Annotated in this window: 26 protein-coding genes and 1 tRNA gene; 12 read left to right on the top strand and 15 right to left on the bottom strand. The window is 69.5% G+C overall.

Going from position 1 to position 26,883, the window contains the following annotated elements:
* Positions 1–2 precede the first annotated feature (2 nt).
* Positions 3–1,829, bottom strand: a complete 1,827-nt coding sequence (locus RPQ07_RS17315) for a S9 family peptidase (protein WP_313945046.1) — start codon at positions 1,827–1,829, stop codon at positions 3–5.
* Positions 1,830–1,983: 154 nt separating this feature from the next.
* Here RPQ07_RS17315 and RPQ07_RS17310 point away from each other — a divergent pair, with 154 nt between their 5' ends.
* A complete protein-coding gene (locus RPQ07_RS17310) occupies positions 1,984–2,364 on the top strand; it encodes a nuclear transport factor 2 family protein (protein WP_313945045.1) in 381 nt (126 codons plus the stop codon).
* Between the two features lie 30 nt (positions 2,365–2,394).
* Here the strand turns inward: RPQ07_RS17310 and RPQ07_RS17305 are convergent, their stop codons facing one another.
* Positions 2,395–3,093: a 4'-phosphopantetheinyl transferase family protein gene (locus RPQ07_RS17305; RefSeq protein ID WP_313945044.1), complete on the bottom strand. Its 699-nt coding sequence runs from the start codon at positions 3,091–3,093 to the stop codon at positions 2,395–2,397.
* Between the two features lie 335 nt (positions 3,094–3,428).
* Between RPQ07_RS17305 and RPQ07_RS17300 the strand changes: the two genes are divergently transcribed.
* Positions 3,429–3,986 carry a TetR/AcrR family transcriptional regulator gene (locus RPQ07_RS17300; RefSeq protein WP_313948928.1) on the top strand — a complete coding sequence of 186 codons (558 nt, stop codon included), beginning with the start codon at positions 3,429–3,431 and terminating at the stop codon, positions 3,984–3,986.
* A gap of 260 nt (positions 3,987–4,246) precedes the next feature.
* On the opposite strand, the gene RPQ07_RS17295 is transcribed toward RPQ07_RS17300, so the two are convergent.
* Positions 4,247–4,822: a TerD family protein gene (locus tag RPQ07_RS17295; protein ID WP_313945043.1), complete on the bottom strand. Its 576-nt coding sequence runs from the start codon at positions 4,820–4,822 to the stop codon at positions 4,247–4,249.
* Positions 4,823–4,967: 145 nt separating this feature from the next.
* Between RPQ07_RS17295 and RPQ07_RS17290 the strand changes: the two genes are divergently transcribed.
* From RPQ07_RS17290 to RPQ07_RS17280, 3 genes are all read left to right on the top strand, one after another.
* Complete coding sequence (locus tag RPQ07_RS17290) at positions 4,968–5,351, top strand: metalloregulator ArsR/SmtB family transcription factor (RefSeq protein ID WP_313945042.1); 384 nt, start codon at positions 4,968–4,970, stop codon at positions 5,349–5,351.
* Positions 5,352–5,385: 34 nt separating this feature from the next.
* On the top strand, positions 5,386–6,027 hold the full coding sequence (locus tag RPQ07_RS17285; protein WP_313945041.1) for an SRPBCC family protein: 642 nt from the start codon (positions 5,386–5,388) through the stop codon (positions 6,025–6,027).
* A gap of 80 nt (positions 6,028–6,107) precedes the next feature.
* Positions 6,108–6,539 (top strand): SRPBCC family protein, encoded by a 432-nt coding sequence (locus tag RPQ07_RS17280; RefSeq protein ID WP_313945040.1) that lies wholly within the window; start codon positions 6,108–6,110, stop codon positions 6,537–6,539.
* 39 nt (positions 6,540–6,578) lie between these two features.
* Here RPQ07_RS17280 and RPQ07_RS17275 read toward each other — a convergent pair whose 3' ends face one another.
* Positions 6,579–7,328, bottom strand: a complete 750-nt coding sequence (locus tag RPQ07_RS17275) for a hypothetical protein (protein WP_313945039.1) — start codon at positions 7,326–7,328, stop codon at positions 6,579–6,581.
* 1,044 nt (positions 7,329–8,372) lie between these two features.
* Complete coding sequence (locus RPQ07_RS17270) at positions 8,373–10,700, bottom strand: LAETG motif-containing sortase-dependent surface protein (RefSeq protein WP_313945038.1); 2,328 nt, start codon at positions 10,698–10,700, stop codon at positions 8,373–8,375.
* Positions 10,701–10,895: 195 nt separating this feature from the next.
* Here RPQ07_RS17270 and RPQ07_RS17265 point away from each other — a divergent pair, with 195 nt between their 5' ends.
* The 3 genes from RPQ07_RS17265 (at position 10,896) to RPQ07_RS17255 (ending at position 12,757) form a co-directional block, all read left to right on the top strand.
* Positions 10,896–11,393 (top strand): hypothetical protein, encoded by a 498-nt coding sequence (locus RPQ07_RS17265; RefSeq protein WP_313945037.1) that lies wholly within the window; start codon positions 10,896–10,898, stop codon positions 11,391–11,393.
* 308 nt (positions 11,394–11,701) lie between these two features.
* Positions 11,702–12,163 carry a hypothetical protein gene (locus RPQ07_RS17260; protein ID WP_313945036.1) on the top strand — a complete coding sequence of 154 codons (462 nt, stop codon included), beginning with the start codon at positions 11,702–11,704 and terminating at the stop codon, positions 12,161–12,163.
* A gap of 162 nt (positions 12,164–12,325) precedes the next feature.
* The gene (locus RPQ07_RS17255) at positions 12,326–12,757 is read left to right on the top strand and encodes an SMI1/KNR4 family protein (RefSeq protein ID WP_313945035.1); all 432 of its coding nucleotides are present in this window, start codon (positions 12,326–12,328) and stop codon (positions 12,755–12,757) included.
* Positions 12,758–13,051: 294 nt separating this feature from the next.
* On the opposite strand, the gene RPQ07_RS17250 is transcribed toward RPQ07_RS17255, so the two are convergent.
* The 4 genes from RPQ07_RS17250 to mptB all read right to left on the bottom strand — a co-directional run bounded on the left by RPQ07_RS17250 (position 13,052) and on the right by mptB (position 16,956).
* A tRNA-Pro gene (locus RPQ07_RS17250) sits at positions 13,052–13,125 on the bottom strand.
* Between the two features lie 140 nt (positions 13,126–13,265).
* A complete protein-coding gene (locus RPQ07_RS17245) occupies positions 13,266–14,207 on the bottom strand; it encodes a metallophosphoesterase (RefSeq protein ID WP_313945034.1) in 942 nt (313 codons plus the stop codon).
* Entirely contained in the window at positions 14,180–15,427 is a 1,248-nt protein-coding gene (locus RPQ07_RS17240; protein WP_313948927.1) for a glycosyltransferase 87 family protein, read from the bottom strand. Before RPQ07_RS17240 ends, RPQ07_RS17245 begins: the two co-directional genes overlap by 28 nt.
* A 26-nt stretch (positions 15,428–15,453) precedes the next feature.
* A complete protein-coding gene (gene mptB, locus RPQ07_RS17235) occupies positions 15,454–16,956 on the bottom strand; it encodes a polyprenol phosphomannose-dependent alpha 1,6 mannosyltransferase MptB (RefSeq protein WP_313945033.1) in 1,503 nt (500 codons plus the stop codon).
* Between the two features lie 77 nt (positions 16,957–17,033).
* Between mptB and RPQ07_RS17230 the strand changes: the two genes are divergently transcribed.
* On the top strand, positions 17,034–17,273 hold the full coding sequence (locus tag RPQ07_RS17230) for a hypothetical protein (protein ID WP_313945032.1): 240 nt from the start codon (positions 17,034–17,036) through the stop codon (positions 17,271–17,273).
* Here RPQ07_RS17230 and RPQ07_RS17225 read toward each other — a convergent pair.
* The 3 genes from RPQ07_RS17225 to RPQ07_RS17215 form a co-directional block, all read right to left on the bottom strand.
* Positions 17,225–17,767, bottom strand: a complete 543-nt coding sequence (locus RPQ07_RS17225; RefSeq protein ID WP_313945031.1) for a hypothetical protein — start codon at positions 17,765–17,767, stop codon at positions 17,225–17,227. The two genes, RPQ07_RS17230 and RPQ07_RS17225, sit on opposite strands and share 49 nt — an antisense overlap.
* Positions 17,768–17,838: 71 nt before the next feature.
* Positions 17,839–18,240 (bottom strand): DUF393 domain-containing protein, encoded by a 402-nt coding sequence (locus RPQ07_RS17220; RefSeq protein ID WP_313945030.1) that lies wholly within the window; start codon positions 18,238–18,240, stop codon positions 17,839–17,841.
* Positions 18,241–18,257: 17 nt separating this feature from the next.
* A complete protein-coding gene (locus tag RPQ07_RS17215; RefSeq protein WP_313945029.1) occupies positions 18,258–19,247 on the bottom strand; it encodes a GlxA family transcriptional regulator in 990 nt (329 codons plus the stop codon).
* Positions 19,248–19,317: 70 nt separating this feature from the next.
* Here RPQ07_RS17215 and RPQ07_RS17210 point away from each other — a divergent pair, with 70 nt between their 5' ends.
* Both RPQ07_RS17210 and RPQ07_RS17205 read left to right on the top strand, forming a co-directional pair.
* Positions 19,318–20,268, top strand: coding sequence for an NADP-dependent oxidoreductase (locus tag RPQ07_RS17210; RefSeq protein WP_313945028.1), 951 nt, complete (start codon positions 19,318–19,320; stop codon positions 20,266–20,268).
* Between the two features lie 330 nt (positions 20,269–20,598).
* Positions 20,599–21,063 (top strand): GatB/YqeY domain-containing protein, encoded by a 465-nt coding sequence (locus RPQ07_RS17205; protein WP_313945027.1) that lies wholly within the window; start codon positions 20,599–20,601, stop codon positions 21,061–21,063.
* A gap of 83 nt (positions 21,064–21,146) precedes the next feature.
* Here RPQ07_RS17205 and RPQ07_RS17200 read toward each other — a convergent pair whose 3' ends face one another.
* Complete coding sequence (locus tag RPQ07_RS17200) at positions 21,147–23,405, bottom strand: transglycosylase domain-containing protein (protein WP_313945026.1); 2,259 nt, start codon at positions 23,403–23,405, stop codon at positions 21,147–21,149.
* A gap of 622 nt (positions 23,406–24,027) precedes the next feature.
* Between RPQ07_RS17200 and RPQ07_RS17195 the strand changes: the two genes are divergently transcribed.
* Positions 24,028–24,372 carry a WhiB family transcriptional regulator gene (locus RPQ07_RS17195; protein ID WP_177149633.1) on the top strand — a complete coding sequence of 115 codons (345 nt, stop codon included), beginning with the start codon at positions 24,028–24,030 and terminating at the stop codon, positions 24,370–24,372.
* A 145-nt stretch (positions 24,373–24,517) separates the two neighbouring features.
* Here the strand turns inward: RPQ07_RS17195 and RPQ07_RS17190 are convergent, their stop codons facing one another.
* Both RPQ07_RS17190 and RPQ07_RS17185 read right to left on the bottom strand, forming a co-directional pair.
* Positions 24,518–25,876, bottom strand: coding sequence for an ArsA family ATPase (locus RPQ07_RS17190; RefSeq protein WP_313945025.1), 1,359 nt, complete (start codon positions 25,874–25,876; stop codon positions 24,518–24,520).
* A complete protein-coding gene (locus tag RPQ07_RS17185) occupies positions 25,873–26,835 on the bottom strand; it encodes an ArsA family ATPase (RefSeq protein WP_313945024.1) in 963 nt (320 codons plus the stop codon). The genes RPQ07_RS17190 and RPQ07_RS17185 overlap by 4 nt, the downstream gene beginning before the upstream one ends.
* Positions 26,836–26,883 lie beyond the last annotated feature (48 nt).

Raw genomic sequence — 26,883 nt, 5'->3', positions numbered from 1 at the left:
GGCTACTCCGTCGCGACCCCCTCTCCGAGAGGCGCGGTCGCGTCTCCCAGATGCGCGCCGGCGAAAGCGATCTCCAGGCCGACCTGCTTGATCCGCTCCTCCACCACGAGCGATCCGTGCCCGGCGTCGTACCGGTACACCTCGTGGACCGCGCCGCGCGCCGCCAGCCTGTCCACATAGTTCTCCACCTGACGGATGGGGCAGCGCGGGTCGTTGACGCCCGCCGAGATGTAGACCGGAGCCCGGACCGCGTCCACGTACGTCAGAGGGGACGACGCCTCGAACCGCTCGGGCACCTCCTCCGGCGTACCGCCCAGGAGGGTACGGTCCATCGCCTTCAGCGCCTCCATCTCGTCGTGGTAGGCCGTGACATAGTCCGCGACCGGCACCGCCGCCAGCCCGACCGCCCAGGCCTCGGGCTGGACGCCGAGGCCCAGCAGCGTGAGATACCCGCCCCAGGAGCCGCCCGCCAGGATCAGCTTCGCGGGGTCGGCGAGCCCGGAGGTCACGGCCCATTCGCGGACCGCGGCGATGTCCTCCAGCTCGATCAGCCCGACGCGGTGCTTGAGCGCGTCGGTCCACGCCCGTCCGTATCCCGTCGAACCGCGGTAGTTGACCCGCACGACCGCGTAGCCGTGGTCGAGCCATGCGGCGGGACCGGCCGCGAAGGCGTCGCTGTCGTGCCAGGTCGGGCCGCCGTGGATCTCGAACACGGTCGGCACCGGGCCCGTGGTGCCGACGGGACGCTGCACCAGCGCGTGGATACGGCCGCCGGGTCCCTCCACCCACGCGTCCTCCACCGGCACCGACTCGGGCGCCTTCATACCCGGAGGGTCGAGCACCACTCCGCCGGCGGTGGAACGCACCTGCGGCGGCTGCGCGGCGGACGACCACAGGTACTCCGCCTCGCCGTCCGGGCGCGCCGTCGCGCCGGAGACCGAACCCGCCGGGGTCTCGATCCGTACCAGCTCGCGTGTCGCGAGGTCGTAGCGCCAGAGCTCACCCCGGGCCTCGAAGCTGTGCGCGACCAGCAGCCCGGAGCCGTCCGGATACCACTCGGCGTTCACATCGCCCGGCAGGTCGATCGCGAGATCGGTCTCCTCGCCCGATGCCACGTCCCAGATCATCGGCTCCCAGCGGCCTCGCCGCTGATGCCCCACGAGCAGCCGGGTGTCCCCGTCCACCGGAGCGAAGCCGAGGACTTCGAGGCCGAGCTCCTTCGTGCCTCCCTCGGTGTCGTCCAGCTCGGCGACCGGGCCGCCGTCGATGCGTACGACGCGCAGCGCCGAATGCATCGCGTCCCCGTGTTCGGTGTGCTCGATCGCGACGAGTGTCCCGTCGTGGGACAGGTCTCCGACCCCGGCCGACTCCCGGTGCCGGTAGATCTCCACCGGCTCCTCGCCCTCCCGGACGACATGGATCGTCGTACCGTCCTCGTCGGTCGACCGGCCGACCACCGAGGCGCCGTGGCGGCCGATCGCCAGCCCCGCCGGATAGGAGGGCGCGAGACCCGGCGCCGCGGGCTCGTCCTCCCCGCCGGCGAAGGGCTGCCGCATCCATATGCCGAACTCGTCCCCGTCGGTGTCCGAGAACCACCAGAGCGACGCACCGTCGGGCGACAGCACACCGTCCGTCGTGCCGTTCGGCCGGTCGGTCGCCTGCCGCTGCTCGCCGGTCGAGCGGTCCCAGGCGTACAGCTCGTAGGTCCCGGTGGCGTTCGACACGAAGAGTGCGTGGTGGGGTGCGTCCTCGGCCCAGTCGGGCAGGGAGACGCGCGGCGCACGGAAGCGCTTCTCCCAGTCGGGCATCGAGTCAGTGATCTCAGTCATGACCCCATTCTGCGCCGGACCCTCCACAAACCGTCGACGTGCTCCGCAGCCTGTGGACGACTCGGCGCATGTGGACAGCAGGGCCACCCGTTCGGGGACTCGGGTCGATGGTCAGTGCCCCGGTGATGTCAGTGCCCCGGTGCACACTCGCCGTATGACCGAACTGCGCAGGACAGTCGAGACCTACTGGTCGGCCGCGGAGGCCCGGGACTGGTCGACGTTCGCGACCACCCTCAGCGACGACGTCGTGTACGAGCTGCCGCAGACCCGTGAGCGGATACGCGGCAAGGACGCGTACGTCCGGTTCAACCGCGAGTACCCGGACACCTGGCACATCAGCGTCCACCGCCTGGTCGCCGACGCCGGGAGCAACCATGTGGCGACATGGGTGCATGCCGTGGTGGGCCTGGAGGAGATGTACGCGGTCACGTTCTTCACGGGTGACGACGACGGCAGGATCACGACGGTCACCGACTTCTGGCCGGAGGCGTACGAGCCCCCGCCGGGCCGCGAGCACCTGGTCGAGCGCTACTGAACGAGCCCCGTGCGCCACAAGGCCGGTGGCTCAGGGCAGTCGGGCGTCCGGCCCGCCGGCGCGGACCGCGACCGCCGCCGCATAGCCGGCGTCGACCGGCAGGTCCGTGAGCAGCCAGTCGGTCAGCTCGGCCGGCCGGGGCCCGGCCCCCACATAGGTGACGGACACGTCCTCGGTGAGGCCGACTCCGGCCGCCTTCAGCACGGCTTCCTTGCGGGTCCAGCAGCGCGTGAAGCCGAAGGCGCGTTCAGCTGCGGGAAGGGCAGCCAGCTCCGTACGCTCCCGCGGGTGCAGCTGCGTCGCGACATCGGTGATCGTGCCGTCGTTCGGGACGATCTCGACGTCGACCCCGACCGGCGCGGCCGCGAGCGCGAGCAGCACCATGCCGCTGGTGTGCGAGAGCGAGAAGTGCACCTCACCGCCGGGCACGACGGGCCGCCCGTGCGGGCCGCCGCAGTGGGCGCACGGTTCGCGGTCCATCGTGACCGCTTCCGGCGCGAGCCCGAGGCGCTCACCGAGGATGCGGCGCAGGGCCACATGGGCGACGGCGTAGGCGTCCCGGTCCGCCGGCCGGAAGAAACCGTCGAGCCGTGCGGACTCCTCGGCGTCGAGGAGATGGCGATGGGCGAGAGCGTCCTCGGTGTGCTCGGCGACCCTGCCGGACCACAGCAGCTCCACGCCCGGGGGCGGTGCCACCGGTTCGCGGTCGGTCGGTATCCCCGTCGACATGGAGTCCCCTTCCTCAGGCCAGTAAGCGTAGCCAAGGGATCGTCCAGAACTAACGGACTTTCGGTGCCGTTAGGATGGAGCGAGCGATCATCGCAGTGCATCGCCGCGGCCGATCGCCGCACTTCATCGAGGTGGCCCGTCGAAACGAAGGAGGGCCCGGGGTGACGACCGACAGGGCGACCGCGAAGGCGGCCGCCGTGCCCACCGCGCAGGCGACCGGCCATGCGACCGGGGGCGCGCCGTCGGACGGTGTCGGCACGCCGTTCGCTCAGACGGCCGGGACCCCGGGGACCGTTCGTCCGGGTGGCCGCACCGCCCGCGTCCGGACCGCTGTTCTGGAGGCCGCGGGCGACGCTCTTGTCGAGCACGGGTTCCACGGTCTCGACCTCGCCGACGTGGCCCGGCGGGCGAACGTCGGCAAGACGACCGTCTACCGGCGCTGGTCCACGGTCACCGGGCTGGTCGCCGATCTGCTGGAGGACATGGCCGAGCAGTCCGTGGCCCGTACGGACACGGGGAACGTGTCCGACGACCTCCGTGCCAACGCCCACCTCGTCGTGGAAACCCTCACCGATCCCCGTCAGGGCGCCCTGTTCAAGGCGGTGATCGCCGCCGCCACCTGCGACGACCGCACGACCCAGGCCCTGAACCGCTTCTACGTCACCCGCATCGAGGAGTGGGCGCCGTGCGTCGAGGCGGCCGTGTCGCGTGGTGAACTCCCGGCGGGCACCGACGCGCGGGAAGTGATCCGCGCCGTGTCCGCCCCGCTCTACTACCGCCTGCTCGCCAGCGGTGACCCGCTCGACGAAGCGACGGCGGACCGGGCCGCGGCCGCGGCGGAGGCGGCGGCCCGCGCGGGGGCGTATGTCGTGGACGGCCCCGGCGCTCGCTGACGTACGACGAGGCCTCCCGGACCTGTGATGGGGTCAATGGGCGTACGACGGTCCAGGGCCTACGACGACGGCTCGGCGACGACGACGGTTCGGCGGCGACGGCCCGGCGACGTACGGCGAAGGTGCGGCGACGTACGACGAGGGCCCGGCGACGTACGACGAGGGCCGGCGACGTACGCCGAGGGCCCGACCCCCGTGTGGGGATCGGGCCCTCGGCTCGTGCAGTTGCCGCGGATGCCGCGGCGCTGTTCGGCTCAGGCTCAGATGTTGACGCCGAAGTCCTGCGCGATGCCGCGCAGGCCGGAGGCGTAGCCCTGGCCCACCGCGCGGAACTTCCACTCCGCGCCGTTGCGGTACAGCTCACCGAAGACCATCGCGGTCTCCGTCGAAGCGTCCTCGCTCAGGTCGTAGCGCGCGAGCTCGGCGCCGCCGGCCTGGTTGATGACGCGGATGAACGCGTTACGCACCTGGCCGAAGGACTGCTGGCGGCTCTCGCCCTCGTGGATCGAGACCGGGAACACGATCTTGTCGACCTCGGCGGGCACGCCCGCCAGGTTCACCTTGATCTGCTCGTCGTCGCCCTCGCCCTCACCGGTGAGGTTGTCACCGGTGTGCTCCACGGAGCCGTCCGGGCTCTTCAGGTTGTTGAAGAAGACGAAGTGCGAGTCGGTGAGGACCTTGCCGTTGGCGTCCACCAGCAGCGCGCTGGCGTCCAGGTCGAAGTCCGTGCCGGTCGTGCTGCGTACGTCCCAGCCGAGGCCCACGACTACCGCAGACAGGCCCGGGGCCTCCTTGCTGAGCGAGACATTGCCGCCCTTGGACAGGCTGACACCCATGGAAATCCCCTGCGCAATCCGGCGCGGGCCGCGCCTCTCTTGACGATTCCTTTGCCCACGAGGGCAACGAGCGACCAGGGGTGTCGGTTCCCCAAACTTCGCATAAGCTTTGACTTATATAAGTGATGGCTGCAAAGTGGATGACGTGCACGCATTTGATGTTCTGGGGGACCCGGTACGGCGGCGGATCCTGGAGCTCCTCGCCGAGGGGGAGCAGTCGTCGGGAACGGTCGGCGCGGTGATCCAGAAGGAGTTCAGGATCTCGCAGCCCGCCGTCTCGCAGCATCTGCGGGTGCTCAGAGAAGCGGGCTTCGCGTCCGTACGCGCCGAGGGCGCCCGCCGGCTCTACGCCGTCGACGCCGGGCCGCTGCGTGAGGTGGACGCGTGGCTGGACCGGTTCCGAGGCTTCTGGGAACAGCGGCTGGACGCACTCGGCACCGAGCTGGCGCGCGGCAGGCGCGAGCGCCGCGGAAGTGGCTCCGCGCGAGAAGCGGCCCACCCGCCGCCGGACAGAGAAGCAAACGAGTGACCGAGCCGCACCACACCACCAGTCAGGAGCAGCGATGAGCGACATCGTCGACCGGATCAACGACATCCACCGTGAAGTCGGCTCCAGGACCGTGCCGTCGGGCGAGGCGCGCACGGTCGTGCTGCGGCGCACGTATGACGCGGCTGTCGAGGACGTGTGGGACGCCTGCACCGACCCGGAGCGGATCAGCCGCTGGTTCCTGCCGGTGAGCGGCGATCTCCGGCTGGGCGGTCGGTACCAGCTGGAAGGCAACGCGGGCGGCGAGATCCTGCGCTGCGAGCCGCCGGAACTGCTCAAGGTGAGCTGGCTGTTCGGCGAGAACCCCGGCTTCAGCGAGGTGCAGGTGCGGCTGACGCCCGAGGCCGATGAACGCACCGTGTTCGAGCTGGAGCATGTGGCCGTCGTACCGCCGGAGATGTGGGACCGGTTCGGCCCGGGAGCGGTCGGCGTCGGCTGGGACCTGGGGCTGCTGGGTCTCGGCCTCTACTTGGAGGGCAACATGATCGACGATCTGTCGGCCTGGCAGGCCACGGGCGAGGCGCGTGAGTTCATGACCCGCAGCAGCGAGGCCTGGGGCGTGGCGTATCGCGCGTCGGGCGCACCCGCCGATGAGGTGGCCGCGGCTGTCAGCGCCACGACGGAGGCCTACGCACCGGAACCGCCGGCGAACACCTAAGGGGGCGGAACGGTCGGCGTACACCTGACACGCGTCGGCGTGTCGGCGTGCCCGCGGTCCGTCCTGGGTATGGCTCGGCCGTGAAGTATTCGACGTCATTACCGATCAACGCCGCCCCCGACCGGATCTGGTCGGTGCTGACGGACGTCGAGCGCTGGCCGGAATGGACGCCGACAGTGACCACGCTGCACCGCCTGGACCAGGGCGAGTTCGCGGTCGGCAGCAAGGTCCGCATCAAGCAGCCCCAGCTGCGGGTCGCGGTCTGGGAGGTCACCCAACTGCACCGGAACACGTCGTTCACCTGGGTGGCCCACGCCCCTGGCGTCACGACCAAGGCCGGCCACGCATTGAGCGTCCCCGCGACTGACGGCGCTCCCGTCGAGGTGACGCTCGCCCTCGACCAGCGAGGCCCTCTGGCCGGACCGGTCGGCCTCTTCACCGCATCGCTGACGCGCCGCTACATGGAGACGGAGCTGCGCAGCTTGAAGGCGCGCTGCGAGTCGGGGGTGTGACACGGGGGCCGTCGAAGTGTGGTGCCGCCTGCCGGAGGGTCATGCACCCCACCTAGCGACGACGGCCTGATCGACCCGGAACACCGCACCGCAGTCCGCGCAACTGGCGCTGCCGAACACATAGGTCAGCTTCCTCGCGACCTCGATCTGTCCATCGCCGACCGCCCGCGCGTGCAGCCGCGCTGCCAGCCCCTCCATCGCGCCGGGCTCTGCCGGCATCAGCGGCTTGTTCCCGGCAGACGGCTCGCGCATGTACATCTCGTCGAGGGTGGAGAAATGCCCGTACTCGCCGAAGACAATGAAGTTCTCGGCCTCGCACCGCGGGCAGGGAACCTCGTACTCCTCGGAGTTGAGCCCATCGAGCTGCCCGCCCCACACCTCGGCCCCTTCGAGGCTCAGGAGTGTCTCCAGCAGACAGACATACGTGTCCGGGGCAGCGTCCACCTCAGGGTGTCGCAGGATCTCTTCGGTGAGCCTGATCAGTGTGGCGATGTCGGCGGCGTGGCTGATGTGCGGGTCGTCGCATCCGTGGGGCCGATCCACACCGGCCACGATGGCGCCGGCCAGGACCAGCGGCGCCTGCCTGTCCGTCGCGGAGAACCTCTGGGCCATCGCGGCCAGCCGCGGGAGGGCGGCGAAGCTGGCGGAGTAGACCGTGCCCTGGTGACACAGGCACGACCAGAGCGAGTCCCACGCGGGCCCGGCCGGGTCGGATTCGGCGTCGTCGAGCAGGCGGGGTATGTCGTCCGCGGGGCCGTAGGCGTGGCTGAGCTGGGACCAGTCCGTCATGCCGTCGATGAAAGCAGAAGGGCGACGTCCGACCGGCCACGTGGGTGAGGCGAGGTGGACGGCACGGTCCGCGCTCAGGCGGGACGGACTGCCTGTACCTGTCTCGTGGCAGGCGATCCTGATGACTCTGAGCGATGTTCTGCTTCGGGCTCGGTGAAACTGGTTCGACCGGCACGGCCAGGTACCGGAACTCTCCTCGAACACCCTCTTGTTGCGAGTAGGGCTCCCACGTGAGTGGGTATGCGCCGCGCAGTATTCGGGTGTGTGGTTCGTCGTCGCCTTCCGCCCAGAGGAACTCGCCGGCGAGGGTACGGCCGTCATGAATGCGGAAGTCCTCGTCCCGGGTCTTCCGAGCCCCAGGGGGCGGCGATGCCCACAGAGCCCGTTCGTTCGTGATGAGCAGCGCCAGACCGTCCTGGTCGGGACGGTTTCCGAAGCGCTCCAGCCTGGCGATGTCCGAGACGAAGCCGAGCCGGCCGAGGTCGGTGGCTGCGTGCGATGTGAGCGTGTACTGCTCCTTCAGGGGCCCGGCCACGCCGATCCACTTGGCCTTGAAGTACTTGAACTCGATGGCAGTACGCGCGGAAGGACCGATGCACAAGAGGTCGAGGTGCTCGGCGCGGTCCGTGTCCGACACGTACTGGCGCACTTCCAGCCTTGACCGGATCGAGGGCGCCAACTCCCAGAGCACGCGAGCGAAGCTGTGCTGAAGATCCGCTTCGGAGTGGAATACGGGCGAGTCTTCTCGGAGGCGAGCCATGACCTGGCTGAGGGGGATCTCTCCGGCGATGAGGGCGGGTGTACTGGGAGGACCGGAGGTCATCGCGGCTCCACGGAGCCGTACTGAACATCCCGCCGACGTGTCCAGTCCATGTATCCCCCGGAGAACGATGCAACGCAGGGGAACAACGGTAGTGGCCGGTCCGGCTCGGCTCAGGCGTTCCGTCCAACTGCCGGGGCTGCACGTGGTCCGCCGCCGGACCGCTTCGGCCCCGCACCCAGTCGTACGGTGCGGGGCCGAAGTCATGCGAGCGCCGTGGCCGACTACTCCTGGCCGGTGGCGGTGCGGCGGCGCTTCCACCACACCAGGCCGCCACCGGCGGCTGCGAGAGCCGCGGCGATTCCGGCGATCAGTCCGAACGGCGTGCTGGAGCCCGTGTCGGCGAGGTCGCCCTGCGGGTCCTTCCCACCCGTGCCGCCGCTGCTACCGGTAGCGGGCGGAGTGGCGGGCTCGGTCGGGCCGGTGGGATTGTCCGTCGGCTCACCCGGCTTGGTCGGCGTCGGCGTCGGAGTCGGCTTCGGGCCCGGGGTGTCGTCGCCGCCGGAGATGTCGGAGGAGACGGTGTTACCGCCCAGGAGCAGAAGGTTCGCGTCCCCGTCCTTGGCGTTGTCCGTCAGCGTGCGCACCGATGACTTCGTCTCGCGAGGAAGGTAGCGGTGCTCGGCCTCGAAGCGGACCTTGGTCATGTTCTGCTTGGGCTGCTTGGAGAAGTCGACTCCGCCCACGCTCATGGTGTACGGGCCGCCGCCGGCGTCGTGCTCCCACTGCTGCTCGCCCTCACGCAGCGACTTCAGGTAGGCCTGGTACACGCTCTCCCGCGTCCAGTCCTTGTTCTCGCCGCGCAGCGGCCACGAGGAGACGTCGTTGCTGTTGATGACCTTGCGGTAGTCGGTGGGAGCCTTGGCATCCTGCTGGCGGATGAACTCCGCCGCTACCCGGGCCGTGTAGGTGCGGCGCAGGTCGGCGTAGCGCGGGTCGTTGTTCACACGCCTTTCGACCTCGGGCATGATCAGCCGGTTCATGCGGTCCTCGGTGGCCTTCTTCTCGGCCTCGTTGAACTCGCACAGGTACGGGTCACCCGGCATGTTGTCGATCTTCAGGTACTGGGCCTTGACCTTCAGCGGCGTGTCCAGGATGTGGATGCCGCCGTTCTCCTCGCGGACGACCGCGGTGCCCGGCTCGATCCAGTTGCGGACCTGGAACCAGCAGGGGACGCCCTCGGCGTTGCGGGGCAGCGACTTCCAGTACTGGTCGGCCTCCGGACGCTTCTTCGGGTTCATCGCATCGGCGAAGTCCCTCTTCAGCTCCAGGTCGGCTTCCAGCAGGACCCGTCCCGCGTCCGTCTTCCCGAACGCGCTGTCCATGATCTTGTCGGGCTGGTCCGGGTTGAGGTTGACCCAGAACTTCTCCGGGCTCAGGGCGAGCCAGGTGAAGAACGCGTCGTTGATGAGCTGCGCCTTTTCCTTGCCTCCCCAGCCGGCGGTGTCCTCGGCGACCTCCTTGGCGGAGAAGCTGTAGTCGACGCCCTTGCCCTTGACGGGCTTGCCGATGTACCGCAGGTCCAGGGTGGTGAAGTCCACCCCGCCGGGCCCCTTGGGCTGGAGCCGATTGGGGTCGGCCGCGTTCTTGCGGTCCAGGAACTCCTTCATGTCCTTCGGGTTCGGCCGCGACTCACGGATCAGATCCTGCGCGCCGCCGCCGGTCACCCCCTTGGACCCAGGGGGCTGCATGGTGGTCGACTTGTCCCGCACGCCGCCGCCGGGGGCCAACTCGACCCTACGAGAGCGGTAGTTGTACTCGGTGACCTTGCCCGGAGCGTTCTTCCTCAGCTCGTTCAGGTGGTCCTTGGCGGCCTTCTCCTGCGGCTCGGCGAAGACGTACTTCAGCGACTTGACCGGGGATTCCTTCTGCTTCGACCAGGCGATGTCACCCGGCTTCTGCTTCGGATCCGGATGCCCGTTGGACTTGATCTCCAGAGCCTGTCCGGTCCTCTTGTTCCAGGCATCCGCCTGACGCCGGTGAGTCTTGCCGGTGTCGGGGTCGGTGTAGTCGAACTCCTTCTGGCAGATCCAGTCGTCACCGACGAGACCGTGCTCCTTGATGATCTTCTTCTCGAACGCCTTGCCGCGCGGGTCGTTTCCGGCGTTCTTGATCAGGATGATGTCGCGCCAGTAGGTGAAGTCCCCGTACGCGTTCGGGTTCTTCTTGCTGGCCCGGATCCACTTCCACCAGACCCGGTCGACCGGCCGGGACTTCGGAGGCTCCTTGGCCTCCAGCTCCAGGCGCTTGTAGTCCGCGTCGGACGGCGCCTGAAGGCCGTCCCACTTCTTGCCGGGGTTCTCGTAGTCGTAGGTGTCCCACTGGGACTTCGCTCGTGACGCATCGCCGTCGGGCATCTCGACGATGGCGGCGAGGTCTTCGGCGAGATCGAAGTAGTCGCGGCAGAGCATGCCCGGGTTCGGTGGCTTTACCGGTGCGGCATCTGCGCTGGAGGTCAGGCCCGGAAGGCCGGTGAACGCGAGGGTTGCCGCTGCGGCGACCGCGACAGCGGACGCCAGGCGTGCCCTCACGCGGGAACGTATGGATTTCACGTGCTGTGTCCCTTACCTGCGGGGGCTTGGGGACATGTGTGTGAGCGGTGTGAGCCCCCGTGACATGACACCGTCAGCGAGGCAGCCTAGTGCCCGAACTCTGCGTTGACACAAGGCAATTGAGGGTGTGTCGCACTGTTGCAGAAGGCGCTGCTGCCCTGTCGGAGGCGCCGGGTAGGGTCGGCCGGTATGGAGATGACCGACGACGAATACCAGGAACTGGCTGAGCTGGACCGCGTACGCGCCGGCAACCCCGTCCTGGACGCCTGGCTCCAGATCCAGCAGCAAGAGTTCCCCGCGTGGGCCCAGCAGTACGACGGGGACTGGGACTTCACCCCCGCCTCGCTCGAGCGCGTGGAGGTCCTGGTTCGATCCCGCTACGCCGGCAGCGACCAGGCATGGGACGAACGCGGTAGCGACTTCCTCCAGACGGCTTCCTGGTACGTCGGTGAGGTCCACAACCGCACGTGCGGCACCCAGTGGCAGTTCCACCCCGACTCGGCCGACGCGGATCCGGCGGTGTGGCCGTTCGTCACCGTGCCGTTCGACCGGCTCTTCGACTTCGAGGACGAAGACGGCATCGAACCCGACGCCCGACCCCTGTACACGCCGGTCAACCGCCTGTGCGGAATCCTCGACGCGGGTGGTGGGAGCCTCGTCGCCGACCTGGACATCCACACGCCGACGCAGTAGCCGGGGTCGCGATCGCCTCAACCCGCCCTGGAAGAAGGCCGGTCAGCTCACATCGGTCCGCCCGGCGCCGGGCGTCCTTGCGCCGGGCTGCGGAGCTGTAGGCGTGGGGGAGCTGCGGCCATCTGTTCACGTGGTCGATCAAAGCGGACACGGCAGGTTCGATCTCTCAGGACCGCGAACCCGGTTACGCCGGGTGGTGTTCGACCACGTAGTGCGTTTCGAAGTAGGAGATCTCAGACGTGAAGACCAGAACGCGTGCCTCCGCGCTCGCAATACCCCTTGTGCTTACTGTCCTGACCGGATGTGGCATGACCGATGACGAGAGCGATGGCGTCCCGTTCGTGGGCACGAGCACCTCGCTCGACGCCGCCGACACGATGGAAAAGGTCTCCGGCGGTATCCATGACCTGATTGGTGTGAAGGGAAAGGCGTCAGAAAGCCTTCCGGGAGTGACGGACTGCTCAGGCAAGGACACACAGACACACTTCCGCATCTTCCATCCGTGGAGCTTCGCCCCCGCCTCGGCGGGCGACCTGGACGAAGCGATGGAGCGGCTCAAGAGAGAACTGCCCAAGCAGGGGTGGGAGATCGTCGAATACGGACCGAATACCAGCAAGAACCGAAACATCACCCTGACCGCTGACAACGACAAGAAGAAGGTCAGCGTCAAGGTCATCAAAATGGCCAAGAATGATCCGCCGAAGCTGAGCCTGGACCTGGTGTCCGGTTGCTACAAGGTCCCGGACGGCGAAGAGGTCGAACGCTTCTGAGGGTCGGACGGCTGGTCATGGGCGCGTGGCCGCGCACTCATCTGAGTGAGGGGCTTGCCCGATCATCGGCCCGCCGGCGGTGACGGTGCTGGGGGTTGCGGCACGGCACTGCTGTACCGCAGCGGCGCTCGGGGCTGTCAGTCGTCCGCCTAAGCTGCGCCCATGTGGAAGGAAGCTGCTGCTGGAGCCTCGCCCGACGTCGAGTTCCGGGCACCCGTTGACGCGGCAGCGCTGGCTGAGGCGGAGCGGCGCCTTGGCCGGAGCTTGCCCGGGCAACTGACTGCCCTACTGAAGGAGACCAACGGGGTAGCCGACGGGTACGGAACTGACATCGTCTGGTCCCTGGACAGGGTCGTGGAGCACAACCTTCAGTTCTGGTCCCCCGACACGTTTCCGGGCCTGTACATGCCCTTCGATCCACTGCTGTTCTTCGGCGACAACGGTGGCGGCGACCAGTTCGCCTTCGTGCTCACGCCCGAGCGTCCGGACATTTTCGTCTGGGACCACGAGAATGACAGCCGGCTTTGGGCCGCGCGAGAGTTGAAGGACTACCTGCACCGCTCCCTCCTGGGAGAAGGCGACTGGTATCGGTAGCCGTCTGAGGACATGCGAAGGCCCTGCTGCGGCGCTCGGACCGAGAAACTGCGAGCCCTCGCCTGGGACCACGCCTCATCGGCCGGCTGGGCGCCGATCCGGCGCAGTCTCCGCACATCGCGGTGTGGTGATCGGTGCGCCGTGGCGGGGATACGTCCGCCTGGCGCCCAAGGAGGCTGACCGGGATCAACGCCGACGAGTGGACGCTCCGGCGAAGTCACGCAGACAGATACGCAACAACGCCAGAGGGCCCTCACCGATTAGGTGAGGGCCCTCTGATCTGCTACCTGGCTGTCGGGGTGGCGGGATTTGAACCCACGACCTCTTCGTCCCGAACGAAGCGCGCTGCCAAGCTGCGCTACACCCCGATGTCACCGGCGTCGCGGCGACATCGATTACTTTAGCCCACCCGCGCTCCCAGACGAAATCCGGTTTTCCCGGCCTCCGGCCACGCGAGCGGGTCTGCCACACGGGCCCGGCGGCCGGGGCGCGGGCGCGCCCCGCAGGGCTACTCCTCCCGCTCCACCAGCGTCAGCAGCGTCGCCTCCGGCGGGCACGCGAAGCGCACCGGGGTGTAGCGGCTCGCGCCGCAGCCCGCCGAGACGTGGAGGAAGGAGGTGTTGCCCGACGACTCGTGGGTCGACAGGCCCTTCACGCGGTCCGTGTCCAGGTCGCAGTTCGTGACCAGGGCGCCGTAGAAGGGGATGCACACCTGGCCGCCGTGCGTGTGGCCCGCCAGGATCAGGGGGTAGCCGTCCGCCGTGAACGCGTCCAGGGTGCGCAGGTACGGCGCGTGCACGATCGCCAGGGAGAGGTCCGCGTCCTTCTCCGGGCCGCCCGCGACCTTCGCGTAGCGGTCGCGCTTGATGTGCGGGTCGTCCAGGCCGGTGAAGGCCAGCTCGAAGCCCTCCAGCTTCAGGCGGCCGCGGCTGTTGCTCAGGCCCACCCAGCCCGCCGTGTCGAACGCGTCGCGCAGGTCCTCCCACGGGTTGTGCACCACGCCGACCGCCGGCGGGTTGCCGTTGAGGCCGTGCCGGCCCTGCGCCTTCTCGAAGAGGTAGCGCACCGGGTTGCGCAGCGTGGGGCCGTAGTAGTCGTTGGAGCCGAAGACGTAGACGCCGGGGAGCTCCATCAGCGGGCCGAGCGCGTCCAGGACCTCGGGGACGCCCTGGGGGTCCGAGAGGTTGTCGCCCGTGTTGACGACGAAGTCCGGGCGGAGGCCCGCCAGCGACTGGAGCCAGGCGCGCTTCTTGTGCTGGCCGCTCACCATGTGGATGTCGGAGACCTGGAGGACGCGCAGCGGTCGCATGCCCTTCGGCAGCACGGGGACCGTGATGCGTCGGAGACGGAAGGACCGGGCCTCGAAGCCCGCCGCGTAGGCGACGCCGGCGGCGCCGACCGCCGCGATTCCTGCCGTGATTTTCAGGGGGATCCCGTATCGTGCGCGCATCTGCCCATGGTGGCAGACCCTGACGGTTGCAGAGACGGGTGGGCGGTGGGTACCTCGGCCCTCACTCCCCGCACCGGCAGCGTCAGCAGCAGGCCCAGCGATATCCAGACGTACGTGTTGCTGCCGATGAACCCGTCGATGCCGGTGGCGTCCCAGCTCCACAGCCAGACGACGCTGCTGCAGAGCACCACGTAGATCACGGCCGCCCGGCGCAGCAGCCGGCGTCGTCGCGGGTCGTCGCGGTCGTGGTCGAGGCCGGCGGTGGCCAGTACGGCGAGGGCCGGGAACACCCACACCAGGTGGTGCACCCAGGTCACGGGGCTGATCAGGCAGGCGGTGAGGCCGGTCAGGGCGAAGCCGGCGAGTTCGTTTCCGGCGGCGGCCGCGCGGGTGGACCGGCGGGCCCAGATCGCGAGGATCACCACGACACCGATCGCCCACACCGCTCGGCTGGGGTCGTCCGGTGCCGAGAGCCGGGCGAGGACGCCCTGCCAGGACTGGTTTGAGACATACGCGAGCGCGCCGACGCGGTCGGTGTTCCACATCGCCTCGGTCCAGTAGACGCGGGAGGCGTCGGGCGCGACCCACACGGCGAGGAGCGTGGCGGCGGCGGCGACGCCCGTCGCGGTGGCGGCCGCGCGCCAGCGGCGGGTGATGAGGAGGTAGCCGATGAAGACGGCGGGAGTGAGTTTGATCGCGGCGGCGAGCCCGATGCCGAGACCCGCCCAGCGGGCGCGGCCCGTCGACAGCAGCCAGGCGTCGGTGAGCACGAGCGCCAGCAGCAGCAGATTGACCTGGCCGAAGCTGAAGGTGTCGCGGACCGGTTCGAGCAGCGCGAACAGGCAGAAGGCGACGGCGAAGGTGTACCAGCGGCTCCAGCCCTGGCGGTCTACGAGCGCACCGGCGCACCAGTACAGGACGACGAGCCCGGCCGCGATGTTGCCGAGCACGCTGAGCGCGACCGCTCCGGGCCAGGCGACCAGGGTCATCGGCAGCATGCACACGGCGGCGAACGGGGGATAGGTGAAGCCGTAGTGCGTCCCCGGCACCAGGTAGTCGTAGATGCGGCCGCTGTCTCTCCAGTGCTCGACCGTGCCGTAGTAGACGCCGAGGTCGAACCAGTCTCGGTGCAGGGGCACGGTGGTGAGGAACAGCGCCACGGCCGCCGCCAGGCCGGCCACCAGCAGCACCCGGCCGCGGGTGCTCGTGGGCCACTTGATGCCGCTGGTTCTCTGCTGGACCAGTGTCATGCGGTGCTCCCCAGGGCGTCGGTACGGGAGGCGGTGCGCTGCGCGACGCGGTGGGCGCACCACAGGGCCAGCACGGCGAGTACGCCGCCGAAGGTTGCGAGCGCCACCTGCGGGCCCTGCGGCGCGAACCCGTTGGGCAGTACCGCGAGGGCGAGGACCGCGCTGGCGGCGGCGACCGCGCGGCGTACGGACCGGCCGGGGCCGGCCGCGGCTATCAGGAACAGCCCCCACAGCACGTACCAGGGCCGGATCGCCGGTCCGAGCACGGCCACGGCGGTCAGGCTGAGGCCGAGGGCGTAGACCGGCCGGCGCAGGTGGTGGCGGCGCCAGGCGAGCAGTATCGCGAGAGCTGTGGCGGCGAGACCGGCCAAGTGCCAGGCGGGAGTGGCGAATTGCGCGAGTCCGCTGCCCGCGCTCTCCAGCAGGGCGCCGGTCATCCGGCCCAGCGAGGAGGTGATCGACCAGTTCTGCGGGGAGACCGGGGTGTCGAGCGCGCCGATCCACCCGTAGCCGGTGCCGGTGACGGCGGTCGTCGCGGCCGTGGTGGCGGCGCTGATCCCGAGCACGGCGAGTGCGGCGGTGAGCCGTGGCGCTCGGACCGGCCAAGGTATGGGTGGCGCTCGCAGCGATCGCGGACGAACCGGTGATGTGCGAGCCGGTGGCCTACCGCTGCCGAGCTGTCGGGCCCACAGGAGGGCGACGGCGAGCAGCCCCATCGCCGCGGGTGCTTTGACCAGGGTGGCCAGCGTGACCAGGACGACGGCGAGTACGGGCCATCTGCCCAGGGCGGCCACGAGACCGGCGCCCAGCAGGCCCAGCATGATCGCGTCGTTGTGGGCGCCGCCCACGAGGTGGAGGAGGACGAGCGGGTTGAGCGCACCGAGCCAGATCGCGGTCGCGGGGTCGGCGCCGCAGTGCCGGGCCAGGATCGGCAGACAGAAGACCATCCCCGCGACCCCCAGCAGCGCGACGAGGCGCATACCGATCACGCCGGCCGACACCTCGGTGTGCGAAAGGTTGTTGATCACCGTCGCGCAGGCCAGGAACAGCGGGCCGTACGGAGTCGGGGTGTGCTGCCACAGCGGCGCCACCTCGTCGTTCAGCGGACCGCCGAGGCGGGAGGGCCCGTGCGTGTACACGTCTATCTGGGCGTCGACCATCGCGCCCTGGGCGAGGTAGCTGTAGACGTCACGGCTGAACAGCGGTGGCGCGATCAGGAGCGGCGCGGCCCACAGGCCGAGGGTGAGCAGCAGAGTCCGGCGGTCGGGCGGCTGCGGGCCGCGCACCGCCTGCCCCAGCATCGCCCAGGCCGCGACCAGCAGGACGAGCCCGAAGTACGCCCCGACGAGCCCGATCGCGGCGCGGCCCGACTCCGGCGCGAGGGCGTCGCGTACGGGCAGCGCGCCTGCGGTCACACCTCCCGCTGCGAGCGCCGCCGAGCCCACCAGTCCGAGGAGTTGGCAGCGGCGGGTGTCGAGGGGGGCGGGGACGAGCGGCATTCGGTCAGAGTGTCAACGGGCGGTGTCCGAGAAGCGACGGTGTCCTCGCCGCGGAGCGGCCGCAGCGTGTCGGCCGTATGACGGCGAACGGGGTACGGGGTACGGAGTACGGCGTGGCGGTACGCCCGTACGCGTACGACCTGCGCACCCCGTACGGCGGCCCGCCGAGACGAGACATCGACGGCCCACTCGGTACGACGGCTCGATACGACGACCGTGGCGGCGCACCCGCACCACCACGAACCCGCACCCGCACCACGAGGAACCGCTACGACGACGACCCCGGCGGCGGCGCCAGCTGCCACTGCCCCGAGTGACCCGGCGGAAGCGCGAGATCCCGTCGGACCGCCGCGTAGTACCCCTCGCGCGCCGTCCGCTGTTTCTCCAGCAGGACCGACCACGCCTGCGGGTCATGGGTCCGCTCGCGCAGGAACTGCTCCATCTCCAGGACGGTGACGACCCACACCCGCGCCTTGTCCACCACGTCCCGGGTGCCGAGCATCAGCAGGGCCTCCCCGGCCGGGTCCCGGCCGTCGTTCGCCGCTGCCAGGTGGGGCGCCGCCTCCTCGGGTGACAGGGGGTGCGGGTGGGGATCGTTCCCGAGGTGGGCGGCGATCCGGTACGTCAGGGTCACCGACTTCTTCAGCGACCTGGCGTACTCGGCGTAGGTCTCCAGCCGCCGTTCCTCCCAGCGGGCCTCCTGCTCGCGGCGGAAGCGGGCCTGATCCCCTCGCGTGATGGCCAGGTACGAGCCCAGGGCACCGACCACCACACCGATCAGGGCGGGGAGTTGCTGTAGGAACGCGGACATGGCGAAACGCTATCGGAGGGCCGCTCGTGAGGGAGGTGACGGCCGAGTACGGGCAGGCGGGACGGTGCCTGTCAGTCGGACGGCAGCTTCCCCGGCCGGCGGTTCGCCGGAAGGGCGCAGGCCGGTGTTCCGCCCGGCATGCGGTCGCGGTTGTCCGCAACGACCCGGTAGACGCCGCGAGCGATCCAGCGCAGAGGGGGCAGGGTGAGGAGTGCGCCCAGGACGGCCCACCCCTTGCCCGCTCTCAGCAGGAGCTTGGCGACAGCCTGACTGCCGCCGTACGCGGCGCCGGTCGGCGTGATCCACAGCAGCTCGTGCTCGGCGCGCCGCTGCGTCGTGCCGAGCGAGCGCAGATCCGCGAACTGCCACGGCGTGATCGAGCAGCGGGGCCGCACATGGCGTTCGATGAAGGCCACGGAGCTGGTGCAGAAGGCGCAGTCGCCGTCGTAGACGAGTACCGGCCCTGTCCGCATGGCTCCGTCCTGTCCCGTCACAGCGCCATGCCCGCAGTGGAGTCGGCGGCCCGGAAGGTGCGGCGATAGGCCAGGGGGGAGACGCCCAGCTCGGCGTGCAGATGCTGGCGCAGCGAGGCGGCGGTGGCGAAGCCGATCTCGAAAGCGACCTGATCAACGGTCAGATCGGTCGACTCCAGCAGGTTCCTGGCACGTGCGAGGCGCTGTTTAATCAGCCACTGGCCGGGGGGCAGGCCCGTCTCGGCACGGAAGCGGCGGACGAAAGTACGCACGCTCATGTGGGAGCGCTCGGCCATCTGTTCCACGGTGAGCTTGTCGCCGAGCCGCTCAAGGGCCCACTGGCGGGTGGCGGAGGTGGATGCGGCCGGGTCGTCGGGGATGGGGCGTTCGATGTACTGGGCCTGCCCGCCATCGCGGAAGGGCGCCACCACGCAACGCCGTGCGGCGTGATTGGCCAGGTGCGAGCCGTGGTCGTTGCGGATCAGGTGGAGGCACAGATCCACCCCGGACGCGGCGCCGGCGGAGGTGAGCACGTCGCCGTCGTCGACGAAGAGCACGCCTTCGTCGAGGCGGATGTGCGGATACCAGCGGCGGAACAGTTCCGCGCTCTCCCAGTGGTTGGTTGCCACCCGCCCGTCGAGCAGGCCGGCCGCGGCCAGGATGAAGCCTCCGCTGCAGATGGAGGCGATCCGGGTGCCCGGTCGGATCCGGGCGAGGGCGTCGGCGACGGCTGCGGGCAGCTCGCGGGTGAGCCGTGCCTTCTCGAGCGGGGCGATGATCACCGTGTCTGCCGATGCGAGTGCCTCGGGACCGTGCTGCGGGACGACGGAGAAGCCGGCGTTGGTCTCGACCGGCCCGCCGTCGCAGGAACACACGACGACCTCGTACCGGTCGTCGGCCGCTCCCAGGACGCGTGCAGGGATCCCCAGTTCGAAGGGATAGGCGCCGTCCAGCGCGAGGACGACGACTCTGTGCGGCTGTGGCTGGACCGGCTGCGGAGGGACCATGGCAGAATTCTATCGCCTATTGACGTTTCTGCCGTTGGTGAGCTCTGGGGCGGGGCCACACGCTGGTGCCATGAACAAGAACACGATGCGTGCCCTCGGCCAGAACACCTACGGCGGACCTGAGGTCCTCGAGGAAGTAGAGGTCGAGCGGCCCGAGCCCATAGGCAACGAGATTCTCGTCGCCGTCCATGCCGCGGGGCTGAACCCCACCGACTGGAAGCACCGCGCGGGAATGATGCGCGTCGGTGAGCCGCCGTTCACGCTGGGCTGGGACGTGTCCGGCGTGGTCGAGGCGGTCGGCGCGGGCGTCACGCTGCACCAGCCGGGCGACGAGGTGTTCGGGATGCTGCCCTACCCGAACGGGCACGGCGCGCACGCCGAGTACGTGACCGCTCCCGCCCGTGCCTTCGTCCCCAAGCCGTCCACTCTGAGCCACATCGAGGCGGCCGCGCTGCCGTTGGCGTCGATGACCGCTTGGCAGGTGCTCGTCGACACGGCCGAGGTGCGCCCGGGGCAGCGGGTACTGGTGCACGCGGCGGCCGGCGGCGTGGGGCATCTCGCCGTGCAGATCGCCAAGGCGCGCGGTGCGTACGTCATCGGCACGGCGTCCGCCGCCAAGCACGACCTGGTGTTGGGCCTGGGCGCCGATGAGGTCATCGACTACCGCACCCAGGACTTCGTGGCAGAGGCGCGTGACATGGACGTGGTCCTCGATCCGTTCCTCGGCGAGGACCGGCTGCGCTCGCTCGAGACCCTGAGGCCGGGCGGCCTGCTGGTCTCGATCCTGCCCCTGGAGTTCGCGCAGGTGGAGGCGCGCGCGGCCGAGTTGGGGGTGCGGGCCACGGCCATGCAGGTCGAATACGACCACACGGGCATGACGGGCGTGGCGGCGCTGGTGGAGTCCGGGCAGCTGCGCCCGCACGTCGCCACCACCTACCCGCTGGCCGAGGCGGCTAAGGCGCACGCGGAGGGTGAGACGGGCCGGGTCGCGGGGAAGCTGGTGCTGACGGTGCGGTCCTAGGGTCCGTCGCCCGGCTGGTCACTTCGCCGTGGAAAATGCGCTCGGAACAGCGCTCGGGGACGCGCTCGGTGCAGCGGCCGTGGATCCGGGCGGCCTTCGGCGGACGGGTGGGGCGCGAACCGGCATCCGCCCGCCGCCGTGCGGTGGCCGCGCCGGTTCCGGGCTTGGTCCCGGGTCCGCCCGGGGGATGATGGCCGTGTTCAGTCGGTACGACTGCGCTTGTACCGCTGTGCCCCGGCGCTACGGGCCAGCCTGCGGAGCCGTTCCGAGTCAGTGCTGACCTGCGAATCTGCGTTGACCGGGTCCATGAGAAAAGGCTATGAAGACGTTATGACCACGCTCAAGTCCAAGCTGAAGGAAGATCTCACCGCGGCGATCCGGGCGCGCGACGAGCTGCGCTCCTCCACTCTCCGGCTGACGCTCTCCGCCATCACCAAGGAGGAGGTTTCGGGCAAGACCGCCCGTGAACTCTCCGACGACGAGGTGCAGAAGGTGATCGCCAAGGAGGCGAAGAAGCGCCGCGAGGCCGCCGACGCCTTCGCGCAGGGTGGCCGTGCCGAGCAGGCCGAGCGGGAGAAGGCGGAGGGCGTTCTGCTCGACGCCTACCTGCCGAAGCAGCTGAGCGACGACGAGCTCGCGCAGATCGTGACGCAGGCCGTCGACGAGGCGAAGGCCGCAGGGGCCGAGGGGCCGCGGGCGATGGGTGCCGTCATGAAGATCGTGAACCCGAAGGTGGCGGGCCGCGCCGAGGGCGGCCGGGTGGCCACCGTGGTGAAGCAGCTGCTCGCGGGCTGAGGCACCGCAGGCGGACATGGAGATGGGAGAGGGGCCCGGCGTATACGCCGGGCCCTCTCCCATGGAGCAGTGCTGCGGGCGGCCTACGGGAAGCCTCCGCCGCCGTTCCCGTTGTTCCCACCGTTGCTCTGACCGCGGTTGTTGCCGCCGCCGATCAGGTCCGGCGGGATCGAGATACCGGGGAAGGGCTGGCCGTGGTTGCCGCCGTTGTCCTGGCCGCGCTGGTTGCCGGGCTTGTTGTCGGGCCTGCCCGGCTTCTCGGGCTTGTCCGTCTCCTTCGGCGCGTCCGGGATCGGCACTCGGTTGAAGGGCGGTGCTTCCTGCCCGTCCAGCGCACCCGTCATCGCGTCCCGCCAGATCGGTCCGGGGACCTGACCGCCGAAGACCTTGCCGTAGGTGGTGCCGCCGATGCGGATGTTCTCCATCTTCACCTGCTGGCTGGGGCTGCCGACCCAGACGGCTCCGGAGAGGTTCGGCGTGTAGCCGACGAACCAGGCGTTCCGCCGCTCGTCCGTCGTACCGGTCTTGCCCGCGTTGTCGCGGCTCTGCAGGCCGGCCTCCTGGCCCGTACCGGAGTCGATCACGCCGCGCAGCAGCTCGTTGATCGTGTCGGCCGTCCGCTCGGTCATCGCCTTCTCGCAGGTGCTCTTGGGCACCTCCAGGCTCTTGTTGTCGGCCGTGCGGATCGACTCGATCGCGGTCGGCGTGCAGTACGTGCCGCGGTTGGCGAAGGTCGCGTACGCGCTCGCCATCACCAGCGGGGAGATACCGGTCGAGCCCAGGGTGAGCGGCGACGGCGAGACCGGCAGCTTCGCTCCGTTGCCCTGGACGACACCGAGCTTGTCGGTCATCTCCACCACGGGGCAGAGCCCGATGTCCCCGATCATCTGCACGAAGTAGGTGTTGACCGACTTCGCCATCGCGTCCTTGAGGGCGTACGGGCCGACCTCGGACTCGTTCTCGTTCTCCAGGTTGAAGCCCTGGTTCCGCCACGGCTTGTCGGTGCACGTGGGGATCGAGTCGGGGTACGGCATCCTGTACGGCGCCGGGTAGGACTGCGTCGGCGGCTTGCCCTGCTCTATGGCCGCGGCCGCCACGAACGGCTTGAAGGTCGAACCGACCGGGAAGCCGTAGTTCGAGCCGCCCATCTTCTGGTTGACCGAGTAGTTGATCTGCGTCTCGTGCTTGCCGAAGCCGTACGGCCGCGACTGGCCCATCGCCAGGATCTTGCCCGTGCCCGGCTGGACCATCGTCACGGCGGTGGCGACGTCGTCCGTCTGGTAGACGTGGTCCTTGATCGACTCCTGCGTCGACTCCTGGGCGCGCGGGTCGAGGGTCGTCCTGATGGTGAGGCCGCCCTGGTTCCAGACCTTGGCCCGTGCCTCCTTGGTCTTGCCGAAGACCGGGTCGGACAGGAAGACCTCGCGCACGTAGTCACAGAAGAAGCCGGCGCCGCTGACCGCGGTGATGCAGCCGTTCTTCGGCTTGCTGACCTTGAGCTTGACGGGGACGGCCTTCGCCCGGTCCGCCTCGGCCTGCGAGATGTCGTGCACCTCGGCCATGCGCTGGAGCACGGTGTTGCGGCGCTTCGTCGCCTCTTCCGTGTCGTTGACCGGGTCGTAGCGGCTGGGGGACTGCACGATGCCCGCGAGCATCGCCGCCTCCTCCAGCTTCAGGTCCTTGGCCTGCTTGGAGAAGTAGCGCTGCGAGGCGGCCTCGATGCCGTACGCCTGCTGACCGAAGAAGGTGATGTTGAGGTAGTTCTCCAGGATCTTCTTCTTGCCGAGCTCTTCCTCGACCTGGATCGCGTACTTCAGTTCCTGGATCTTGCGGCCGATCGTCTGCTGGGTGGCCTGGGCGACCTTGTCGGGGTCGTCACCGGCCTCCTCCACGAAGACGTTCTTCACGTACTGCTGGGTCAGCGTCGAAGCGCCCTGGGCGACCCCGCCGGACTGGGCGTTGCGGTTGAGCGCGCGCAGGACACCCTTGAGGTCGATCGCGCCGTGCTCGTAGAAGCGCGAGTCCTCGATGGCGACGATCGCCTTCTGCATGTACGGCGAGATGTCCTTGAGCGACACGACCGTGCGGTCGCGCGAGTACACCGTGGCGATCTGGCCGCCCTTCGCGTCCAGGATCGTGGTGCGCTGGCTGAGCGGGGGCGTCTTCAGATTGGCGGGGATCTCGTCGAATCCCTTGACCGTTCCCTTGGCCGCAAGTCCCAGCGCTCCGGCGGCGGGCAGGGCGATGCCCGCCAGCACGGCTCCCGCGAGCACACTGACACCGAGGAACTTGGCGGCCTGCTGGGTCCCGGTCAGACCTCCGCCCGAGCGCTTCTTTGGCATGAGGGCAGCCTAATCCGTTGGTACGGGTGTTCCGTAGGAGCAGGGGCTTCCCGGGGCGTACTCGTACCGGACCGTGACATCCACGCAAGGGGACCGGCACCCGGCCGCCCTGGCGCAGCCTCGTCGACCGCATGATCGTCCGGCTCGACCGCTGCCGGCTCGTCACGGCCCGGCTCTACGGCCGCGCGGTGGACGCAGTTACCCCCGGGAACGTGGCGGCACAGCAGCAGGCATGGCCTACGTCGTCATTCGCCGGACACGCGGACAGGCCTTGGCCTAAGCTGCTCTCAACTGTCACAGCAGTGTGGTTTCGCATCAAGTCCTCCTCAGAATCCCGCAGTACCGGAATCTGGTAGTCCGTGTCCGATTCCACCTCATGCGTCATTCGGCGCCCGTTGTGACTCCCCTGGAATACCCCGGTTTGCCCGGGATGATCACGTATGCCCCCAGCTCACTCCCCTGGGTGATCTGCCGCGTACGCATAGTCCGTTCGGGCCATTCAAGATTGGGCCCGAAGGGGGTGTTGCGCTGTGCCCACCTTCCGTAACGTCCTCAACTGGCAGCGGTGAATATGCCGCTGCCGCCGTGGGGGAGCCTCGATTCGGGAGAGGACGGCGCCGGCATGGGCTGGGTAACCGACTGGAGTGCGCAGGCAGCCTGCCGCACTACCGATCCGGATGAACTGTTCGTACAAGGGGCAGCGCAGAACAGGGCCAAGGCGGTGTGCACCGGATGTCCGGTGCGGACCGAGTGCCTGGCCGATGCGCTCGACAACCGCGTGGAGTTCGGTGTGTGGGGCGGAATGACCGAACGGGAACGGCGTGCACTGCTGCGCCGACGACCAACGGTCACGTCCTGGCGCAGACTGCTTGAGACCGCTCGCACCGAGTACGAGCGCAGCGCGGGCATCCTGCCCGTGGGCCTCGACGACGACGAGACGTACGAGACGTACGCGGCGGTGGGATAGCCGCCGGGCGACAACCGCGGCGGGACAGCGGCAGTTGGATGTGCCGAGGTGGGACACCCACCGCGGAGACAGCCGAGGTGGGACACCCACCGCGGAGACAGCCGAGGTGGGACGGCCACCGCGGCGGCGGGACGCCCGCCGCCGTTCACCGAGCTCCGGCCGCGCCTCCGGTCGCGAGCCGGTCGCCGATGGCCCGCAGCCCCGCGAGGTCGTGGACATCGCCGGGCAGGGCGGCGACCTGGGTCACCGCCACCTCGGGGTGGAGTGCTGTGAAACGGTCGCGCGTTCGCTGTTCACGCGCGAGGACCTGCATCCGTTCGGCATGCAGGCGCAGCAGTCCGGCTGTCAGCTGTTCGGTGGTGTGCTCGGTCGAGCCGGTGCGGTCCGCGGATCCGGACTGTTCTGCGGGGTCGGTACCGTCCGTGGCGCCGGCGTGATCCGTCGGTTCGGTGTGCTCCGCGGGGTCGCGATTCTCGGGAGAGTGGTCCACGGACGGGGATTCGGGAGAGGCGCCCGTGGCGTCACGAACACCAGTCTTCCCGGACGTCTGATCCACAATGCGACCCTCGTCAAGATTTTCTGCGGCGGCAAGCGCCCGCTCGGCCGACAGCCGGGCGGCGCCGCTCTCATGGACCCGGTTGAGGACCAGACCGGCCAGCGGCATCTCCTCCGCGGCCAGCCGCTCCACGAAGTACGCGGCCTCCCGCAGGGCGTCGCGCTCGGGCGCCGCCACCACGAGGAAGGCGGTCCCGGGCGCCTGGAGGAGCCGGTAGGTGGCATCGGCCCGGGTGCGGAAACCCCCGAACATCGTGTCCATCGCGGCCACGAACGTCTGCACGTCGCGCAGCAGCTGACCCCCCAGCAGCTTGCCCAGCGTCCCGGTCATCATCGACATGCCGACATTGAGGAACTTCATCCCCGCCCGGCCGCCCATCTTCGCCGGAGCCATCAGCAGCTTGATGAACTTGCCGTCCAGGAACGACCCGAGCCGCTTCGGCGCGTCCAGGAAGTCGAGCGCGGAGCGGGAGGGCGGGGTGTCGACGACGATGAGGTCCCAGTCCTCGCGGGCCCGTAGCTGCCCCAGCTTCTCCATCGCCATGTACTCCTGCGTACCGGCGAAACCGGCCGACAGGGACTGGTAGAAGGGGTTCTCCAGGATGGCCCTGGCGCGCTCGGAATCCGCGTGAGCCTCGACGATCTCGTCGAAGGTCCGCTTCATGTCGAGCATCATGGCGTGCAGTTCGCCGCCGGCGCTGTCGTCGATGCCCTTCACCCGGCGCGGCACGTTGTCCAGGGAGTCGATGCCCATGGACTGGGCGAGCCTGCGCGCCGGGTCGATGGTGAGGACGACGACCCGGCGGCCGCGCTCCGCCGCGCGTACGCCGAGGGCCGCGGCGGTGGTCGTCTTGCCGACACCGCCCGAGCCGCAGCACACGATGATGCGGGTGGCCGGGTCGTCGATGAGCGGATCGACTTCGAGAGGCGCCGACGCGTCCAGGGTCATGAGCCGGTCCCTTGCTTCCGCAGTTCCTTCGACAGTCGGTAGAGCCCGGCGAGGTCGACCCCTTCGCTGAGCAGGGGCAGTTCGTACGAGGGCAGCCCCAGCCCGCTCAGCAGGGACCGCTGCTCGCGCTCCAGCTCGACGCGCTGAGCGTGGTCGGCCGCCTGTTCCAGCAGGGGAGCGACAAGCTTCGTACCGCCGCTCACCCCGGCCGCGGTGAGGGTCCTGGCGATCTCCGCGCGACGGTCGTCCGCCGCGTGGCGGACCGCGTCCTCGTCGAGGAGGTGCGGGCGCACCATGTTCACGATCACCCTGCCGACGGGCAGCTCGGCGGCGCGCAGCTCAGCGACGCCGTCCGCGGTCTCCTGGACCGGCATCTCCTCGAGCAGGGTCACCAGGTGGACCGCCGTCTCGGGGGACTTCAGCACCCGCATGACGGCCTGGGCCTGATTGTGTATCGGGCCGAACTTCGCCAGGCCGGCCACCTCGTCGTTCACATTGAGGAAGCGGGTGATGCGTCCGGTGGGCGGGGCGTCCATCACCACGTAGTCATAGGTGTAGTCACCCTGCTTCGTCCTGCGGCGCACGGCCTCGCAGGCCTTGCCGGTCAGCAGGACGTCCCGCACCCCGGGGGCGATGGTGGTCGCGAAGTCGATCGCGCCGAGCTTCTTGAGGGCGCGGCCGGCGCTGCCGAGTTTGTAGAACATCTGGAGGTAGTCGAGGAGGGCGCGCTCGGCGTCGATGGCCAGGGCGTACACCTCCCCGCCGCCGGATGCGACGGCGATCTTCCGTTCCTCGTACGGAAGCGCCTCCGTCTCGAAGAGTTGCGCGATGCCCTGCCTGCCCTCCACCTCGACGAGGAGGGTTCGCTTTCCCTCCGTCGCGAGGGCGAGCGCGAGGGCGGCGGCGACCGTCGTCTTACCGGTACCGCCCTTGCCGCTGACGACCTGGAGCCTGCTCACGTATTCGAGCCTAACCAGTAAGGCCCCGGGCTACGCACGAGGCGGTGT

It is taken from the genome of Streptomyces sp. AM8-1-1, assembly GCF_032229325.1.
GTDB lineage: Bacteria > Actinomycetota > Actinomycetes > Streptomycetales > Streptomycetaceae > Streptomyces > Streptomyces achmelvichensis.
Note: the sequence above shows the minus strand (reverse complement) of the source record. Positions and strands in the feature narration are given on the sequence as shown.

Coding starts and splice junctions, on each gene's coding strand:
- RPQ07_RS17315 (WP_313945046.1), bottom strand. CDS start 1,829: ATGACTGAGATCACTGACTCGATGCCCGACTGGGAGAAGCGCTTCCGT.
- RPQ07_RS17310 (WP_313945045.1), top strand. CDS start 1,984: ATGACCGAACTGCGCAGGACAGTCGAGACCTACTGGTCGGCCGCGGAG.
- RPQ07_RS17305 (WP_313945044.1), bottom strand. CDS start 3,093: ATGTCGACGGGGATACCGACCGACCGCGAACCGGTGGCACCGCCCCCG.
- RPQ07_RS17295 (WP_313945043.1), bottom strand. CDS start 4,822: ATGGGTGTCAGCCTGTCCAAGGGCGGCAATGTCTCGCTCAGCAAGGAG.
- RPQ07_RS17285 (WP_313945041.1), top strand. CDS start 5,386: ATGAGCGACATCGTCGACCGGATCAACGACATCCACCGTGAAGTCGGC.
- RPQ07_RS17275 (WP_313945039.1), bottom strand. CDS start 7,328: ATGACGGACTGGTCCCAGCTCAGCCACGCCTACGGCCCCGCGGACGAC.
- RPQ07_RS17265 (WP_313945037.1), top strand. CDS start 10,896: ATGACCGACGACGAATACCAGGAACTGGCTGAGCTGGACCGCGTACGC.
- RPQ07_RS17260 (WP_313945036.1), top strand. CDS start 11,702: ATGACCGATGACGAGAGCGATGGCGTCCCGTTCGTGGGCACGAGCACC.
- RPQ07_RS17255 (WP_313945035.1), top strand. CDS start 12,326: ATGTGGAAGGAAGCTGCTGCTGGAGCCTCGCCCGACGTCGAGTTCCGG.
- RPQ07_RS17245 (WP_313945034.1), bottom strand. CDS start 14,207: ATGCGCGCACGATACGGGATCCCCCTGAAAATCACGGCAGGAATCGCG.
- mptB (WP_313945033.1), bottom strand. CDS start 16,956: ATGCCGCTCGTCCCCGCCCCCCTCGACACCCGCCGCTGCCAACTCCTC.
- RPQ07_RS17230 (WP_313945032.1), top strand. CDS start 17,034: ATGACGGCGAACGGGGTACGGGGTACGGAGTACGGCGTGGCGGTACGC.
- RPQ07_RS17225 (WP_313945031.1), bottom strand. CDS start 17,767: ATGTCCGCGTTCCTACAGCAACTCCCCGCCCTGATCGGTGTGGTGGTC.
- RPQ07_RS17220 (WP_313945030.1), bottom strand. CDS start 18,240: ATGCGGACAGGGCCGGTACTCGTCTACGACGGCGACTGCGCCTTCTGC.
- RPQ07_RS17215 (WP_313945029.1), bottom strand. CDS start 19,247: ATGGTCCCTCCGCAGCCGGTCCAGCCACAGCCGCACAGAGTCGTCGTC.
- RPQ07_RS17210 (WP_313945028.1), top strand. CDS start 19,318: ATGAACAAGAACACGATGCGTGCCCTCGGCCAGAACACCTACGGCGGA.
- RPQ07_RS17205 (WP_313945027.1), top strand. CDS start 20,599: ATGACCACGCTCAAGTCCAAGCTGAAGGAAGATCTCACCGCGGCGATC.
- RPQ07_RS17200 (WP_313945026.1), bottom strand. CDS start 23,405: ATGCCAAAGAAGCGCTCGGGCGGAGGTCTGACCGGGACCCAGCAGGCC.
- RPQ07_RS17195 (WP_177149633.1), top strand. CDS start 24,028: ATGGGCTGGGTAACCGACTGGAGTGCGCAGGCAGCCTGCCGCACTACC.
- RPQ07_RS17190 (WP_313945025.1), bottom strand. CDS start 25,876: ATGACCCTGGACGCGTCGGCGCCTCTCGAAGTCGATCCGCTCATCGAC.